The 17,179-nt window shown below is 67.9% G+C and carries 15 protein-coding genes; 6 read left to right on the forward strand and 9 right to left on the reverse strand.

What is annotated here, in order from left to right; genetic code table 11:
- Window positions 1–63: 63 nt before the first annotated feature.
- From ACFV2O_RS23960 to ACFV2O_RS23970, 3 genes are all read right to left on the reverse strand, one after another.
- Window positions 64–1,470: a phytoene desaturase family protein gene (locus tag ACFV2O_RS23960; RefSeq protein ID WP_379253733.1), complete on the reverse strand. Its 1,407-nt coding sequence runs from the start codon at window positions 1,468–1,470 to the stop codon at window positions 64–66.
- A 28-nt stretch (window positions 1,471–1,498) separates the two neighbouring features.
- Complete coding sequence (locus tag ACFV2O_RS23965; RefSeq protein ID WP_379253734.1) at window positions 1,499–3,319, reverse strand: DUF3556 domain-containing protein; 1,821 nt, start codon at window positions 3,317–3,319, stop codon at window positions 1,499–1,501.
- 99 nt (window positions 3,320–3,418) lie between these two features.
- Window positions 3,419–4,888, reverse strand: coding sequence for a class I adenylate-forming enzyme family protein (locus ACFV2O_RS23970; RefSeq protein WP_379253735.1), 1,470 nt, complete (start codon window positions 4,886–4,888; stop codon window positions 3,419–3,421).
- Between the two features lie 170 nt (window positions 4,889–5,058).
- Here ACFV2O_RS23970 and ACFV2O_RS23975 point away from each other — a divergent pair, with 170 nt between their 5' ends.
- From ACFV2O_RS23975 to ACFV2O_RS23995, 5 genes are all read left to right on the forward strand, one after another.
- The gene (locus ACFV2O_RS23975; RefSeq protein WP_379253736.1) at window positions 5,059–6,285 is read left to right on the forward strand and encodes a PucR family transcriptional regulator; all 1,227 of its coding nucleotides are present in this window, start codon (window positions 5,059–5,061) and stop codon (window positions 6,283–6,285) included.
- A gap of 114 nt (window positions 6,286–6,399) precedes the next feature.
- Window positions 6,400–7,320, forward strand: coding sequence for a TIGR04222 domain-containing membrane protein (locus ACFV2O_RS23980; RefSeq protein ID WP_379253737.1), 921 nt, complete (start codon window positions 6,400–6,402; stop codon window positions 7,318–7,320).
- A 13-nt stretch (window positions 7,321–7,333) separates the two neighbouring features.
- Window positions 7,334–8,188, forward strand: a complete 855-nt coding sequence (locus ACFV2O_RS23985) for a DUF692 domain-containing protein (RefSeq protein WP_379253878.1) — start codon at window positions 7,334–7,336, stop codon at window positions 8,186–8,188.
- On the forward strand, window positions 8,185–8,541 hold the full coding sequence (locus ACFV2O_RS23990; RefSeq protein ID WP_379253738.1) for a hypothetical protein: 357 nt from the start codon (window positions 8,185–8,187) through the stop codon (window positions 8,539–8,541). Before ACFV2O_RS23985 ends, ACFV2O_RS23990 begins: the two co-directional genes overlap by 4 nt.
- 399 nt (window positions 8,542–8,940) lie before the next feature.
- A complete protein-coding gene (locus tag ACFV2O_RS23995; protein ID WP_379253739.1) occupies window positions 8,941–9,441 on the forward strand; it encodes a metallophosphoesterase family protein in 501 nt (166 codons plus the stop codon).
- Window positions 9,442–9,493: 52 nt separating this feature from the next.
- Here ACFV2O_RS23995 and ACFV2O_RS24000 read toward each other — a convergent pair whose 3' ends face one another.
- The 5 genes from ACFV2O_RS24000 to ACFV2O_RS24020 all read right to left on the reverse strand — a co-directional run bounded on the left by ACFV2O_RS24000 (window position 9,494) and on the right by ACFV2O_RS24020 (window position 15,016).
- Window positions 9,494–10,297 carry a class I SAM-dependent methyltransferase gene (locus ACFV2O_RS24000; RefSeq protein ID WP_379253740.1) on the reverse strand — a complete coding sequence of 268 codons (804 nt, stop codon included), beginning with the start codon at window positions 10,295–10,297 and terminating at the stop codon, window positions 9,494–9,496.
- 59 nt (window positions 10,298–10,356) lie between these two features.
- Entirely contained in the window at window positions 10,357–11,460 is a 1,104-nt protein-coding gene (locus ACFV2O_RS24005) for a mechanosensitive ion channel family protein (RefSeq protein ID WP_379253741.1), read from the reverse strand.
- A gap of 166 nt (window positions 11,461–11,626) precedes the next feature.
- Complete coding sequence (locus ACFV2O_RS24010) at window positions 11,627–11,773, reverse strand: hypothetical protein (RefSeq protein WP_355075381.1); 147 nt, start codon at window positions 11,771–11,773, stop codon at window positions 11,627–11,629.
- Between the two features lie 159 nt (window positions 11,774–11,932).
- Window positions 11,933–13,390 carry a lipase maturation factor family protein gene (locus ACFV2O_RS24015; RefSeq protein ID WP_379253742.1) on the reverse strand — a complete coding sequence of 486 codons (1,458 nt, stop codon included), beginning with the start codon at window positions 13,388–13,390 and terminating at the stop codon, window positions 11,933–11,935.
- 75 nt (window positions 13,391–13,465) lie between these two features.
- Complete coding sequence (locus ACFV2O_RS24020; RefSeq protein ID WP_355075377.1) at window positions 13,466–15,016, reverse strand: acyl-CoA carboxylase subunit beta; 1,551 nt, start codon at window positions 15,014–15,016, stop codon at window positions 13,466–13,468.
- 215 nt (window positions 15,017–15,231) lie between these two features.
- Between ACFV2O_RS24020 and ACFV2O_RS24025 the strand changes: the two genes are divergently transcribed.
- Complete coding sequence (locus ACFV2O_RS24025; protein ID WP_379253743.1) at window positions 15,232–15,570, forward strand: MmcQ/YjbR family DNA-binding protein; 339 nt, start codon at window positions 15,232–15,234, stop codon at window positions 15,568–15,570.
- A gap of 19 nt (window positions 15,571–15,589) precedes the next feature.
- Here the strand turns inward: ACFV2O_RS24025 and ACFV2O_RS24030 are convergent, their stop codons facing one another.
- Window positions 15,590–16,987 (reverse strand): hypothetical protein, encoded by a 1,398-nt coding sequence (locus ACFV2O_RS24030; RefSeq protein WP_379253744.1) that lies wholly within the window; start codon window positions 16,985–16,987, stop codon window positions 15,590–15,592.
- Window positions 16,988–17,179 lie beyond the last annotated feature (192 nt).

A 17,179-nucleotide genomic window follows, 5' to 3' on the forward strand; every position in this document is an offset into this window, starting at 1 on the left:
AGCCGGTGGTGTCGGCGCGGCAGCGTCAGGCGAGGGCGAGGATCGAGACGATGGCCGGGCTCGTCAGCGCCGGAGCGCCCGCTGCGCGGCATTCACGCCGCACATCCCGTGCGCCCCTGGGCCCGGCGGTGTGGCCGCGGAGCACAGGTAGTGACCCGGCACGCCTACGTCGTAGGGCTGCAGGGTCCTACGCGGACCGAACAGCAGCTGTGTTATGTCCTTCGCGCCGGTCATGATGTTGCCGCCCACGTAGTTGGGGTTGTATTCGGCGAATTCCGCCGCGCTGCGCACGCTGGTTCCGACTATGCGGTCGCGAAAACCGGGGGCGAAGCGTTCGATCTGGGCGGTGATCTCCGCCGTGGCGTCGCCGGGATAGCCGTGCGGGACATGGGCGTATGCCCAGATCGGATGGATGTCGCCCGCCGAACGTTGCGGATCGGCGAGATATTGCTGCCCGACCAGTACGAAAGGCCGTTCGGGCATGCGACCGCGATGGATCTCGCGTTCGGTGGCGGCGATCTCGGCGAACGTGCCGCCGAGGTGCACCGTCCCCGCCCGGCGCGCCGCCTCCGCCGTCCACGGCACGCCGCCGTGCACCGCGAAGTCGACTTTGCAGGCACCCGGGCCGTAACGAAACTTTTGGTACGACTTCCGGATTCGAGGCGGCAGGCGGTCGCCGAGGATCTCCGCGACCGCGGTCGGCGACAGGTCCCACATGGTCAGTTCCGCCGGCGGCAGATCGGACACCGACCGCACCCGCACGCCCGTTTCGATCTTTCCGCCGAGGTCGCCGAGGGCCGCCGCCATGGCGTCGGTGATCCGTTGCGATCCACCCGCGGCGACCGCCCAACCGTAGGCGTGGCCCGCGGTGAGGATGCCGAGGCCGATGCTCGCGCTGAGCGGCCGGTGCAGCGGATGGAAGGCGTGCGCGGCGACGCCGCCGAACAACCCCCTCGCCTGCTCGGTGCGGAACAGTCCGGCGAGCAGCGTGGCCGGGACCACGGCGGGAATCCCGAAACGCGCCAGCCGCACCGGGTGGCGCGGCACGCGCAGCAGTGGCCGCATGATGTCGGAGCTCATCCGGTCGTAGCCTGCCGCCGTCCGCTCGAACAGCAGTCGCCACACTCGGCCGTCACCGCCGAGCCCCGCCGCGGTCTCCGCGACCGAGCGCAGCAGCACGCCCGCGGTGCCGTCGTCGAGCGGATGGGCGCAGTCGATCTCCGGCCAGGCCCAGGTCAATCCGTAGCGCTCCAGGTCGAGACCGCGCAGGAAAGGAGAGCCGACCGCCATCGGGTGGATGGCCGAGCAGTGGTCGTGCAGCAGACCCGGCACGATCGCCTCACCGGTGCGAGTGCCGCCCCCGATCTCGTCGGCGGCCTCCAGCACGGTGACGTCCCAGCCGGCTCGGGCCAAGGTGATGGCCGCGGCCAAACCGTTGGGGCCGCCGCCGACCACGACTGCGCTGCTCATGTCGCTCTCCATCCCTCGTGGCCGACCGTCAGCCGACCGTCTGCGGCGCGAGCACCCGAGTCGATTCCTCCAGCGGCGTCGGCACGGTGTAGCCCGCGCGCCGCCACGTCACCTCGTGCGGGATCGGGCCGTCGGGCAGCCACGGCTGCGCCTCGACCGCGTCGCGCACTCGCCAGGTGCCGCGTTCGACGACGCCGAGCGCCGCGTCGATGACCTGATACTCCTGGACGCCGCGGTGGATCGGCTGCGATTCCACCCACACCACGATCCATTCTCCCGGAGCGAATCCCACTCGGGACTGCACGGCCTCGATCAGGTCCAGATTGTGCAGGTGACCATCGCCGAAGTTGAACCCGATCAGCGAGTTGCAGCCGAATTCCGCTTCCCGCACGGTCCAGCGATCGATATCGGGAATGTGGGTGTACAGCAGGGAGAACAGGCCGCGGCCTTGGCTGTGCATCGAGCGCCATGCGATGGTCTGTTGCATGGTGATCTCCGCGACCTCGGGCGGGTAACCCATCGCACGCAGCTGGTCGATCTGGTTCACGGTGGGCCGGTGCGCGATGGTGTTCAGCTTCTCCTCCGCACCGGGCGCGAAGGCCCACAGGGCCGAGGCCCAGTTGCCCGCGTACTGGCGCATCGACGGCAGGAACGACACCAGATCGGGGCGCAGATTACCGAGGATCGGGAAGAACACCAGTGCCGCGACGATCGCCACGGCCAGCCACGGCGAGGAGATGTCGGCCAGACCGTAGCCGCCCCCGTTGGGGAAGCCCAGGAACAGGAAGATGCTCAGGTAGGCGAACAGGACGTTCCACTCCAACGGCACCGCCAGCGGGAACGTCGAGGTGATGAACGCGTGGAAGACCACCATCAGCACCACTCCGGCCAGGGTCAGCCAGTGGTTGGTGGAGAACAGCAACACCAGCGGCGTGACGATCTCGACGGTCGTGCCTCCGACATGGGCCATGAACGAGGCGACCTTCGACGGCCGGATGTCCCTGGGGAAGTCACGGTAGTGCAGCCGCTTGATCCACTTCGCGGGCACGCCCGGGCTGTTGGAGATCATCGGCGGTACCACGTTGGTGAAGTGCTGCCCGAACTTGGACACGCCCGCTCCGATCCAGACCGCGCAGATCAGCAACTTGGCGGCGATGATCATGTCGACGAACGGCAGCACCGCGAAGAACACCAGTGCGGGCAGGTACTGCTCGCCACGCGCGGTCAAGAAGATCGTCTTGTCCCGCAAGCCGCACAGCACGTACAGCACGATCGGAGCGACGAGCAGCGCGGGATTCACCAGGCCGGAGGTGTTGTCCGGCAGCGCCGCGCTGAGCGAGGCGCTCGGCACGCCGGGCAGCACGATCGCCGCCAGGAGCGTCCCGAGGAACGCCAGGTACAGCAGCACATCTGCCACCGTGCGGGTGTCACCGCCGGTGAACGGCACCCGTCGCCACGGCCGCAGGCGAATCGAGCCGGGGCGGGCGTAGAACATGATTCCGCCGGTCATCGGCTTGAACTTGCCCGCGAGCGGCCCCCACGACCCGGCGATGCCGAGCGCCTCGATCAAGACGGTCCACAGCACCAGCTTCTGGTAGACGATCGGCTCGTTCCACCAGGCCGCGACATCCCAGAACGGACCGACGCCGGAACTCCAGGTCGCCACGGCGACGCCGCCCAGCGCCGAGACCAGCAGAACCTTGAGCAGATAGATCGTGTGAATCATCCTCGGCGAGCCGAAACCGAATTCGACCCAATGCAGGGCCAAAGTTCTCATCCGCTCCCGCAACGGCTGATCGAGGAACGTCGTCACGTCGACGGGCGGGAAATCCGCTGTTTTGAATCCCATTGTTCGGACCTTTCTTATCCGATGAATAAAGCGCATGCGAGGACCCGGCCGAATGCGGTTCGGATCACGGGAGTTTCCGCTCACCGCCGAGCGGATTTTCTATGTGGTGGTGGCGATCGCGTCGACGACCAGCGCGCGGAGCTTTCGTTTGTCGATTTTGCCGACCGGATTCCGGGGCAGCGCTTCGACGAGTTCGATCGACACCGGAACCTTCGCGCGGGCAAGAGTTCTCCGGCAGTGCTCGACGAGATCCGCGGCGTCGACCCGCGCGCCGGGCATCGTCACCACATGCGCGACCGGTACCTCGCCGAGGACCGGATCGGGCGCCCCCACCACCGCGGCTTCCAGGACGGCGGGATGGGCGTGCAGGACGTTCTCGATCTCCTTGGGATAGATGTTCTCGCCACCCCGGATGATCATGTCCTTGATCCGGTCGACCAGCACCAGGTATCCGTCCGGGTCGAAATAGCCGACGTCACCGGTATGCAGCCAGCCGTCGACCACCGTGTGCGCGGTCGCCTCGGGTCGGCCGAGATAGCCTCGCATCACGTTCGCACCCCGGATGACCACTTCCCCGCTCGTCCCGGCGGGCACGACCCGACCGTCGGCATCCATGATCGCCACGGTCTGCCCTGGCAGTGGCCGCCCGACCGTGCCCGGCTTCCGCGGTCCGCCGGGCGGATTCAGCGTCGACGCGCAGGTACCCTCGGACAGTCCGTAGCCTTCGACGATCGGAACACCGAAACGCGTTTCGAACCGCGCGATCAGTTCCGCGGGCATCGGCGCGGCTCCACAGATCGCACGGCGCAACGACGACGTGTCCGGCGCCGAACTCTCCGGCTGCGCGACGAGCATCGCGTAGATCGCGGGAACGCCCGAAAAATAGGTCGGGCGAGCACGTTCCACGATGCCGAAGAACGCCGAAGCCGAGAATCGGCCCGCGATCGTGGCGCGGCCACCGGCGAGCAGCGGCGACAGGACGCTCACCACGATCCCGTTGACGTGGAACAGCGGCAGGATCAGCAGGCTGTGGTCGGTGTCGTTCAATGCCAGTGCCCCGACCAGCATCTCGCACATGGCGGCGATATTGGCGTGGTCGAGCACGACGCCCTTCGGCTGCCCGGTGGTGCCACTGGTGTAGATGATCAGCGCCGCGGCGCTCGGATCCACCGGCGCCGATTCGGGCCCGGCGACCTCGGTGCCCGGTCCGGCCACCTCGGTCACATCCAGCGTCGCACCTTCGCGTCCGCCTTCGGTCACGACCACCTTCGCCCGGCAGTCCTCGACCTGATAACGCACCTCCTCGATAGTCGAATCCGGCTTCACGGGGCTGACCGCGGCACCCAGCCGCCATGCCGCGAAAAGAATGACGACGAATTCGAGTCGATTCGACAATACGACCGCGACGACGTCGCCTTCACGAACGCCATTCGCGTACAGGACGGCTGCCGCCGTACGTACCCGTTTCACGAAAGTCTGATTGTCGAGTTGCTCGCGGTCGTCCGCAATACAGGGGCCGGACGGATTCCAGGTCGCCCTGACCTCCGGAATTTCCACAACGTGCTGCACTTATGTCCTCACCTACTTCGGGGTGACGGGGATTACAATCCAAGTTAGATCGGGTGCGAGAACCCGGCTACGGGCCCGCATCCCAGAGTTTTCGACGGGCTTTGTGCCGATGGCACAAAAGAAAGCGGAATGCGTCGGAGCCGCCGCACCAGTTCCGGTACGGTCCCGGCATGAGCGTTGACGTGGACACGACCATCCGCGATGTCGCCGGACGCGTCAAAGCCGATCTGGACCGGCTGACCGCCGAGATGACCGCGATGTTCGCCGAGGTGATCCCGGAATTCCGCCACGACGACGAAGTGCGCCGGCTGATGATCGCCAGCACCGCGTCCAACCTCACCGCGATCCTCGACATGCTCATGCTGAGCATCTCGCGCGACGACATCACCGTGCCGCCCGCCGCCGCCGAGTACGCTCGCCGGTTCGCCCAGCACGGGATGTCCCTGGAGGCCCTGCTGCGCGCGTACCGCCTCGGCGAACACATGTTCATGCAGCAGACCATCGCCGCGCTCCGGCGTGCCGAGACACCCGCCGATCTCGCCCTGGCGACCACCAGCCGGGTCGCCGTGCTGGTCAACAGCTACATCGACCAGGTCATCGAAGGTGTCATCGACATCTACGAGAGCGAACGACGCCGCTGGGACGCACGCTCGGACACCACCCGCGCGGCCCAGATCCGCGCGGTGCTCGACACCGAGAACCTCGACGTGGCCTCCGCGGAGGAGATGTTGTCCGCCTCGCTGCGGGGGTGGCATATGGCCGCCGTCCTCTGGGTGCCCGAACCCGGCGCGGCATCGATCGAACTGCTGCGCGCAGGGACCTCCATGCTCGCCACCGCGACCGGCAAACACCCGCTGACGGTCCTGGTCGACGAGCAGAACTGCTGGGCGTGGATATCGTCGGTCGGCAAACCGTCACTGGATGCCGACCTGCTCGAGCGAGAACTGCGCCGCCGCCCGGGAATTCGCGTCGCGATCGGCGACCCCGGCCCCGGACTGGCCGGATTCCGGCAAACCTTCCGCGATGCCCAGCGCGCTCGTGGCCTCGCGTTGCTCGCCGACCCCGGTCGTCCGCTGACCGTGCACTCCCGGGTGGCGCTGGCGAGCCTGCTGATCGACCATCTGCCCGACACGAGAGCGTGGGTCCATCGGGTGCTCGGCGATCTCATGCGCGACGACGAGACCACCGCTCGTCTGCGCGAGACGGTGCAGACGTATCTGGAGGCCCGCGGCAGCCTCACCGACGCCGCGGCGCGCATGCACGTCCACAAGAACACCGTCCACTACCGGATACGCAGGGCCGAAGAGGTGCTCGGTCATCCGTTGACGGTGAATCGGCTGGAGACCGAGATCGCCCTGATGCTCTCCGAGCAACTCGGCCTCGGCCGCGTGAAGTGAGCCGGGCCGTCGGGGTCACGACCGCCGCCGATGCGCGCCACGGCGATTCGCTGTGGCGTGTGAGCCGCGGCGGCCCGATACTTGGACAAGGTTGGACCGATTCCGAGGTGGGAGATGAAAGTGATCGGGGTGGGCTCGGACGGACTTGTCGCGGCCGGTGATACCTGGGGTATTTCCGGGCCGCAGTTCCTCGCCGTCTATATACCGCTCGCGCTGGTGGCCCTGTTCGTGGGGATCTGGCTGCGATCACGGGCGACGGGCGCGGATCCGGAAACCGACGCGATCGCCGCGCCGGGCGCGGAATTGACCTCGCCCGAGCTGGGAATGCTGTACGGCGACCAGAACGCCGTACTCGCGGCGATGGCGCGGTTGCGCGGCGTCGACGCGATCGATTCGGGCGCCGCGCCGGTTCGCGCACTCACCGCGCAGGAGCGTGGGCAGCTGGATCCGTTCACCGTGTCGGTGTACGACCGGCTGGCGGCGGGGCAGCGCAAGACCGTCGGCGCGATCGTCGGCGGGTCGCTCGACGCGCTGCGCACCAGGATGGTCGACCTCGGGTACTTCCCCGGGCCCGACCTGCGCCACGGTCTGCGTGACGCGGGCATGCCGCTTCTCGTCACCGGCGCGCTCGGCGTGGTGCGGATCATCGCGGGCGCTTCGCACGGGAACCCGGTCGGGGTGCTGGTGGTGCTGGTGATCGCGCAGGCGCTCGGCTATTGGTTGGTGGTGCGCAAGCCCCGGCTCACCGCGCTGGGTGTGCGTGCCCGGGACGCCGCGTCGGAGCGCAATCGGTATCTGCGGCCGAGCAATTCGCCTTCCTACGCGACCTATGGCGCCGAGAGCGCGGCACTCGCGGCAGCTGTTTTCGGCATCGGTGCGCTCGTCGCGCTCGATCCCGGACTTGCCCAGGCAGTCGCGCCGCCGAGCGCGTCGGGCGGTGGGGACGGCGGGGGCGACAGCGGCGGGGACAGTGGCGGGGACGGAGGCGGATGTGGCGGCGGATGTGGCGGCGGCTGCGGCGGTTGCGGTGGATGAGCGCCCCGGCCCGCTGCCACCGGACGCGCTCGGTATCGGCTGGCGACCCGAGATCTGCGGGGTGATAGCCGCCTTGGCGGGGCTCGGATTCTGCGAGGTCATCGCGGAGTCGTTACCCCGGGACCCCCGCCACGCCGGGCAGCTCGCCGTCCCCGAGGAACTGGCCGCTCTGCGGGCCCGCGGCGTCGCCGTGGTGCCGCACGGCATCTCGCTGTCGCTCGGCGGCGCGGAGCCGGTCGCGGGCCATCGCGTCGAGCATTTGGCGGCCTGCGCGGCGGCGGTGGCGGCTCCGCTGGTGAGCGAGCACGTCGCTTTCGTACGCGCGGGCGGCCTGGAGGCAGGTCACCTGCTACCGGTACCGCGGACCCGGGAAGCGCTGGACGCACTCACCCGCAATATCGCCCGGACCGATGCGGCGCTCGACGTCCCGCTCGCGGTGGAGAACATCGCGACGCTGTTCGACTGGCCCGACGATGAGTACACCGAAGCGGAATTCCTGTCCGAACTCGTCGAACGCACCGGGGTATGGCTGCTGCTCGATCTCGCGAACGTCTACGCGAACGCCCGCAACCGCGGTCGCGACCCGCTCGCCGAGCTCCTTCGCCTGCCCGCCGAACACGTGGCGTATTGCCACGTCGCGGGCGGTCACGAATCCGGCGGCCACTATCACGACACCCACACCGACCCGGTTCCCGGCGAAGTTCTCGCGCTCGCGGCGGAATACACCGCGCATCGTCCGGCGCCGATCATGCTGGAGCGCGACGGCAACTATCCGCTCGCGACCGAATTGCTCGATGAACTGGACGCCATCGCGGCCGCCGTCGACCGCCCGCCGATCACCGCGGGCGCCAGGGCGATACTGGCGTGAGCGCCGCGTCCCGAGCGGCGCGGCCGCCTGACCACGCGACGCTGGCCCAGCGGCAAGCAGCGCTGGTGCGTGCGCTCGTCGCGGGAGCCACGGTGCCGCCCGGATTCGATGCCGAGGCCGTCGGCGCCGCGGCGGAGGCCCTGTTGCGCAAGCGCGCCGGCGAGGTGGCACGCCGTTTTCCGCTGCTGGTGCACGCGTGCGAGGGTGACTTCACCGCCCTTTTCACGACATGGGCACGGAATCATCCGAAGACGACCACCTACGCCGACGCCGCCGCCTTCGCGACCGCCACCGGTGTCGACTGGAAGGCCACACCTCGCCGCCGGGCGATAACGCGCTGGTTGCGCCGGTGACGGGGATAGACCTGCCCTGAGTTCGAACCGGCCCCGGTCTACGAGCGGCGCGCTTCCACCCGGACCGCGGGGTCGGCGGCGTCGCGACGCTCCTCGAGCCACACACTGATCGCCACCGTCACATACGCAGCGACGGTCGCCATCCCCGGCAGCATCAGCATTAGCATGAGAAACGAAAGCATCGAAGACACAAGCCCTCCCGGACAACGCGATGGAAACTGTCGCACCGGTGCGCTGTACTGCGTCACCGTCACGCCCGGCATACCCACGACCGGAGGTCCAATCTCGACCGGACGACCCGAGGTGGTGTGATAGATATCACACAAGCAATCTGCCACGTCGTCAGCCGGACGACCGGGACAATCGGCGCTCCGCCGCAACCGTGGTAGACCGGTCACCATGCGGTTGCTCATCATCTCCGATACGCACGTGCCCAAGCGTGCGCGAGATCTGCCGGAGTTGCTCTGGCGCGAGGTCGACGCCGCCGACGTGGTCGTGCACGCGGGCGACTGGGTGGAGGCCGCCTTGCTGGACCGCCTGGAGGCACGTAGCGCGCGCCTCGTCGGTGTCTACGGCAACAATGACGGTCCGCAGCTGCGTGCGCGGCTGCCCGAGGTCGCCCGCGCCGAACTCGACGGACTCCGACTGGCGGTGGTGCACGAAACCGGACCCGCGAAGGGCCGGGAGGAACGCTGCGCCCGGAACTTCCCGGATACCGACGTACTGGTCTTCGGCCACAGCCACATTCCGTGGGACAGCGTCGCGGACAGCGGGTTGCGCTTGCTCAATCCCGGCTCGCCCACCGACCGCCGCCGCCAACCGGAACACACCTATCTCACCGCGCGGATACAGTCCGGGCGGCTGAGCGGGGTAACGCTGCACACCGTTCCGAACCGCTGACCTCTCGGCGCACCGCACTCCGATCGCCGGCTCCCCACAGTGCGCACTCGCCTCAGCGCCTGGTCGCGGTCAGCACTTCCAGGGTCACCGGTTCGATGAAACATCCGCCCGGGTCGATCGCCAGCAATGTGTCGGTGACCAGCTGTTCGAAAGCGGTCCGCCGGTCACCGAGAAGCCGGTACAGCGGCAACGAGGTGGAGTAGAGGTACCCGATCGCCTGCTCGATCGTCCACGAACGCTGGAATTCGTGGACCACCCGGTGCACACGCGGGAAGGACGATCGAGCCAGGATGTCTTCATGCGACTCCTGGCCCTCGGCGGGCGTCGTCCTACCCGACCACTGTTCCGGCGGCAGGAAACGGCACTGAATCTCTTCGATGGCTCGCTGCCACGTGGTAGCCGGGCGCACGAGACAGCTGTCGTTGGCGAGCACGACCGCGCCGTTCTCCTCGACCATGCCGGACAGGGCCGCCAAGACTTCCGCACGGTCCATCCAATGGAACGACCGGCCCATGGTCACCAGCCGGAAGCGACCGAGCCCAGCTGGTAGATCCGCCGAACCGCCTTGCGTCCACGCGACGTTCGCAACCCCGGCGGCTTCCGCACGACGGGCGGCTTCCACGAGCATCGTGGGTTCGGGATCCATGCCCACCGCGTCGGCCATGTGCCGCGCGAGCGGGACGGTGAGTTGGCCTGTGCCACAGCCCAGATCGAGGAGGCGTCCGGCGCCGTCGAGACGCAGGCGCCGGACGAGCTCATCGAAGAAACTCCGCGGATAGTCCGGCCGGTAGCGCGCGTAGTGCCAAGCGGTTCCGGCGAAGAGGTCGTCTGTGATCCCGTCGGCTGCTTCGGTCATGATCGGCCCCCTTCGTCCCGGAACTCGTCCGGGACCGACACGGAGACTCGATAGTAACCTCAGTCACCGCCGTCGCCCGCCAGCGCCAGATGACGATCGGTGGCGGTCTCGGTGATCGCGGTGGAGATCTTGGGCAGGGCGTAGGGGTGGTTGCGGCCGAGCCAGTCGAGCATTTCCTCACGGACCGCGCAGCGCAGGTTCCACACGTCGTCGGCGTCGGCGGCCGACATCGTCGCGCGCACCACGATGTTCGTCGGCGTGCTGTCGGTGACCTGCAGACCCCAGTCGCGACCGTCCCAATCCGTGCGCGTTCGCAGATACTCCTGCAAGTGCTCACGCAAAAGCGGCACCGGTGTGCTGTGGTCCAGGTACAGGAAAACCGTACCGGTGATCTGCGGCCCGCCACGCGACCAGTTCTCGTACGGCTTGTTGTTGAAGTAGGAGACCGGCATGGTCAGTCTGCGGTCGTCCCAGATCCGGACGGTGAGGAATGCGAGGGTGATCTCCTCCACGATGCCCCACTCCCCCTCCACCACAACTGTGTCCCCGATCTTGACCGAGTCCCCGAACGCGATCTGCAATCCGGCGATCAGGTTGCTCAGTGTCGACTGGGCGGCGACACCGGCGATGATGCCGATCACCCCCGCCGAGGCCAGCAGCGAGGTGCCCAGGGTCCGCAGGCTCGGCACGAGCAGCAGGATCACGACGGCGGCGGTCGTGACCACCAGGACCGAGGTGACGATCCGGCGCACCAGGCCGAGCTGGGTGCGCAGTTGCCGAACCCGCATGATGTCCTGGGTGCGGCGGGCATACGAGCGCAGCGTGTTCTCCGCGACCGCGTCGGCGGCACGGATGACGCCCCATGCCGCTGCCATGATCGCCGCCGTCGCCAGGACGGTCCTGATCATCGCGTCCTGGCGCAAATCCAGGTGGGCCAACGGGTAGGTGGCGTGCAAGGCCATCGCGCCGAGCAACACCTGCACAGGCAATTGCACCCGGCGCAACAGAGTGGGAAGTTGGTTGCCCGGGCGTCTACGGGCGCTGTAACGCAGTAAGCGATCGAACAGCAGACCGGCCGTCACGGTGATGGCCACCGTACCGAGAAGCACGATGAGCGGCCGTAGTATTTCCTCCAACGGATCGAACTCCTTCTCCTCGTCCACTCACCCTGCCGCGGTGCAGAACTTTTCGCCGCATCGGTAGCGCACCGCCAGTATTCTCGAGCGCACGATGCCGCTCAGCTCCCGCGTAGGTGAGTGCAATGCTGAGCTTTCCTGCTCCAGCGAAGCGGGCCTTCAGTTGGTCCCCGATCTTCGCCGGGTGGCGTTCCTACAGGAGCGCCAGCGCGAGGCTCAGCACCGTCAACACCAAAACCCATGCCGCGATGGTCCATTCGACGGGCAGCTCCGTGCCGGGATAGCCGCTGCCGCCGCGTCGGGCGGCGCGATACTGCGAGCGCGAGGCCGAGATGGACATGACATCCTCCTTCGGTCGATTGCGTCATTCGGGCGCATACCCGGTTTCTCCGTCGATCGTCGCCACGCCCGTTGTGGCGAATGCCACCCCGGCGTGCGCTTCGAGCGCAAGCCGTTGTCCGGCATGGATTCTCGGCCCGCGGTGGAGCCGACCAAGGCGTCATTGCCGACCGGAACGGCTGCGGTAATGCAGGTCGTCCAGTGAGAGGGGCGGAACGTATCGGGTCACCAGCGTGCGGTCCCACCACGCTCGGGTGCGAGCCAATTCGCGAGGTGTGGTGAAGCGGTAGAGATACAGTTGCGCCCGGACGAAGCGCGGTGCGGCCTGCGGGAACGGATTGTTCCGTAGCAGTCGCAGCGTGGCCGCGTCGTTTTCCAGCAGTCGTATCAGGAAGGGGCCCAGCCACGACTGCGCGTAACGCGGTGAGGCGGCGGCGAACCACATGAGCCAGTCCAGCCGCAGATGGTACGGGGCCCATTGGCGCGGGAGCCGGCGCGGATCACCGGGCTTGCCCTTGAACTCGTATTCCTTCCACCGCGTCCGGTCGGTGACGGCCGGCTCCTCGGTGCCTTCCACGACCACCTCGTAACGGGTGCGGCCGATACTGCCGAACGCTCCGTAGGTGTTGACCAAGTGATAGGGGTCGAAAGACCGGTTCATGGCCTGATGACTCGAGATCAGATTGCGGGCGGGACGGTAACTCAGGAAGACCACCGACGCGGCGAACGCGATGACCAGGCCGGTGAACCACGCCGGCGGTCCCGGCAGCGACGGCGCTGCGGGCACCGGGAGCACCGCCGAGGCCGCGGACCCGCTCACGGCGCTGCACGCGAGAACGATCGTCAGCCAGTTCAGCCAGGCGAAATTGCCCGACAGCACCAGCCACAGCTGGGTGATGACGACGACGGCCGCGGCGATACTCGCCACCGGCTGCGGCGCGAACAACCCGAAGGGCACGACGAGCTGCGCGAAGTGGTTGCCCAGTACCTCCGCCCGGTGCAGCGGCTTGGGCAAATGGTGGAAGAACCAGCTCAGCGGCCCCGGCATCGGCTGCGTCTCGTGGTGGTAATACAGGCAGGTCAGATCGCGCCAGCATCGGTCACCGCGCAGTTTGATCAGTCCGGCGCCGAACTCCACCCGGAACAGCAACCAGCGGGCGAGCCACAGCACCAGCACCGGCGGCGCGGTGCGGTCGTTGCCGAGGAAGATCACCAGGAACCCGCATTCCAGCAGTAGTGACTCCCATCCGAACGCGTACCAGTCCTGCCCCACGTTGACGATCGACAGGTAGAGCACCCACAACAGCGCCCACATCAGCATCGCTGCCCATAGCGGCACCAGATCGGCGGTGCCGGCCACCATCGCCGCGGCCAACGCCGCACCGAACCAGGACACGACGGCGAAGAACCGGTCGGAGTAGTGGACATGGAAAATGCTCGGCGTGCGCCGGAAGGAGCGCCGGGCCAGCCAGCGCGGCACGGGCAGCATGCCGTGCTCCCCGATCAGCGCCCGGAATTGGCGGGCGGCGACCACGAAGCCGATCAGATAGACGGCTGCGACACCACGAGTCAGCAGCTGCCTGCTCAACCAATATTCGGATGCGGTGAACCAGTCCATGCCCGCAACTCCTCCGACCGCGGACCTTCGTTCCCATCCGGGCGCATACCCGGCCCGGCGGCAGGGAAACCGCTACTACATCGGGTACAGGCTGTGCTTGCGCGGGTTGTGTTCGGCAGCCGCCTCTTTGTCCCGCAGGAGCTGCAGCGCGTGCCGTATTTCCAGCCGGGTCCGGGAAGGTTCGATGACGGCGTCGATGTATCCGCGTTCCGCCGCGATCCACGGCGTCGCCACGGTAGCGTTGTACTGGTCGATCATGAACTCTCGTACGGCCGCGCGCTGCTCCTCCGGCACCTGTGACAGCTGACGCCTGCCCGCGATGTCGACCGCGCTCTCCGCACCGATCACCGCGATGCGGGCGGTGGGCCAGGCGAGGCTGATGTCGGCGCCGAGTTGCTTGCACGCCATGAAGCCGTACGCGCCGCCGTAGGACTTGCGCACCACCACGTTGATGATGGGCACGGTCGCCTCGATGATCGCGCGGAACACGCGACCGCCGCGGACGATGACACCGTTGCGCTCCTCCTCCACGCCGGGGAGCACGCCGGGAGTGTCGACCACGAACACCAGGGGAATGCCGAAGGCATTGCACAGCCTGATGAAATGCGTTGCCTTGTCGGAGCATTTCGCGTCGACCGCGCCGCCGAGAACCAGCGGCTGGTTGGCGACGACACCCACGCTGCGGCCGTCCACGCGCGTGAAGCCGGTGATCAGATTCGCCGCGGTGGCCGAACGGATCTCGTGGAAATCGCCGTCGTCGAAGATGCGCAGCAGGATCTCGTGCATGTCGTATCCCTCGCGGTCGGAGTCCGGGATGATCGACTCGAGCTCGAGGTCGGTGGCGGTGATCTCGGGTTCCAGACCCGGATTCACGATCGGAGCCTGCTCCAGGCAGCTCGACGGCAGGTAACTCAGGTATTTGCGGGCCCAGTCGAACGCCTCCTGCTCGGTGGCGGTCACGTGATGGATCGTGCCGTTGCGCGCCTGCACGTGGGCGCCGCCCAACTCCTCCGCGGTCACGTCCTCGCCGGTCACCGTCTTGATCACCTCGGGTCCGGTGACGAACATGTAGGAGTTCTCGGTCGCGACGAGCACGTCGGTGTTCACCGGGCCGTACACCGAACCGGCGGCGCACTTGCCGAGCATGATGGAGACCTGCGGAACGAACCCGGACAGCCGTTCCTGGCGTCGGCTCATGTGCGCGAACCAGGCCAGCGAAGTCACCGCGTCCTGGATCCGGGCGCCACCGGAATCGTTGATCGCCACCACCGGGCACGCCTTCTCGAAGGCGAACTTCAGGATGTGGGCGACCTTCCGGCCGAACATCTCGCCGACCGAGCCGCCGTAGACCGTCTGGTCGTGCGCGATGACCACGACCGGCCGCCCGTCGATGCGACCATGCCCGGTGACCACTCCGTCGCCGTACTTCGCGTCCGGCGCTCCCGGCGTGCGCGCGAGTGCGCCGATCTCGACGAACGTCCCCGGGTCGAGCAGCGATCGCACCCGCTCGCGGGCGCTGGGGATGCCCTTGTTCTGTCGTTTCGCGATGCCGGACGCACCGGCAGGTTCCTCGGCGATCGCGAGGGTGCCCCGCAACTGCTCCAACTTCTCGCGCGTGCCGACCATCCGAAACTGCCTCTCGACCTCACTGGCTGTTGCGCAGACGATAGGGGGCTGGACGGCGAACGCCGTGGCGCCGAGTCGATTACTGGGAAGCTCACAACGCGCGGACGGCCGCGTTGGCACGGTGCCCTATGGATCGGCCCGGCATCGCGTGGGCGATCTCCGCCGTGATCCGACCGGGTCCGAGACTTCCCTTGCGAGCTGGCAGGATTCGGTGCATGAGTTTCACCGGGGACGATGTCCGGGCCTTCGCGCTGTCGCTACCGGAGACATCCGAACAATTCACCTGGGGTATGCCGACCTTCCGGGTCGCGGGCAAGCTGTTCCTCACCCTTCCTGAGTCCGAGACCTCGATGGCGGTCCGCTGCCCCGTCGCCGACCGCGACGAACTCGTCGTCGCCGAACCGGACAAGTTCTGGATCGCCGCGCACGAAGCAGGCAACGCCTGGGTCCGTGCGCGGCTGACCGCCCTCGACGACCGGGAGGAACTCGAAGCCATCGTGCAGGACTCGTGGCGGCAGGCCGCACCACGGCATCTGCTCGACGACGCCGGGTGACCTGCTCGACGCCCCGGCGTCAGCGGGCGCGGCGGCGGCGTGGCCGTGGCGCGAGTTTCAAACCGAAGAGCAGATCGGTATTGCGGACCGGTGTCGATTGTTCGGACTTCCGGAGCAGTCCCGCTTCGCGGATCCAGCTGTGATGCCAGTGGTACAGATCCGGCAGCGTCACCTCGCACGCCGCGGCGAGCCTGCGGAGGCGGAAACCCGCTCCGCCGATGGCGCCGGCGAACAGCTTGGTGTTCGGTGTGGGGCGTGATTCCTGGTGGACGCGGGCTTCGTACAGCAGAGGGCGCGCCGACGGCGGAATAACCCACACGTACAGGTCCGGAGCGTGGGTGTAACCGATCGGGCCGTTGAAGATCAGCGCGTCCGCGGCGAGCGCGACGCAGGGGATCGCGTTGAGTTCCATCGCGGTGGCGCCGGTGAAGAGCGCGGTGACGATCGCCGCCGCGTCCACCGGATCGGCGGTCCTGGCCCGGACCCGGGCGACCAGGTCGTCGTCGATCGGGACCGTCGTCAGCCCCGGCCCGACCGAGTAGGCCAGGTCCGGCGGCAGATCCAGGCGCATCCCGTGCAACAGGAACGCCGCTTGGGCGCCGCGCAGGCGCGTGATCGTGTGCCCGCGGCTGGGGCTGTCGGCGACGAGGCCGCCGAGGAATCGGTACAGGCTCAGAATGTCGTTCCACTCGTCCACCAAACCGGCGCCCTGCTGGAAGCGGTCCGGCACGCTGAGGCGAGGTTGCAGCACCGAGAGCATGTATTCGGCCAGGCCGGCCCCGCGCGGCCCCAGCCAGCTGCCGACGCCGTTCTGGTTCAGGTCGTGCCTGCACGGTCGCCCGGTGTGTTCGGCCAGCCACCGGCAGGCCAGCTGGATCCCGTCGGCGTAGACGGCGTCGATGCGCGCGAATTCTTCCGGTGGCAGGCTCCGGTAGGCATCGGCCCGGAAAGTGGTGACGTCCCCGTCGGAGATCTGCGGCAGCAGCCCGCCTCCGGCCGCTTCGGGAAGCGTGATGATGCGGGACTGCCGGTGGTTGATCTCCCCATACCCCACGTGCCTGGTCGGTGGCTCAGGGCCATCGATCCGGGTGGTCGGCGGATCAGGGACATCTATGCGCGTGGTCGGCGGGTCGGGGACGTCGACGCGTGTGGTGGGCGGGTCGGGAACCTCGACGTGGACGGTCGGCGCGTCGGGAACCTCGACGTGGGCGGTCGGCCGCTCGGGGACATCGATGCGTCTGGTGGGCGCGGACGCACTGCGGCGGTCCTCCAGCCACCGCCACAGGTCCTCCTCCGGCACGCCCATCCGCTGCGAGCTCGATCGCACCTGGTCGGCGGAGAGTTCGTTGTGTTCGTCGAGCTGAGCCAACCTCTCCAGCTCGGACGGACGCAGCGTGGGCACGCTTGCGTCGGCCACAGCCACAACCTCCCGGATTACTGAACCGGTGCATCACACGGGTTCGCGACATCAGTTGCAGAGCATTCGATCACGTACCCGCCGGTAAGGCGGGGAATTCGACCGAGTTTCGGATGTTGTCTACGTCACCGACAACTTCTCGCTGTAGCGAAAACGTCGCGCGCCGAATGCGTTCTGCCTAGTCATCATGTC

Source organism: Nocardia sp. NPDC059691, from assembly GCF_042733915.1.
Lineage (GTDB): Bacteria > Actinomycetota > Actinomycetes > Mycobacteriales > Mycobacteriaceae > Nocardia > Nocardia sichangensis.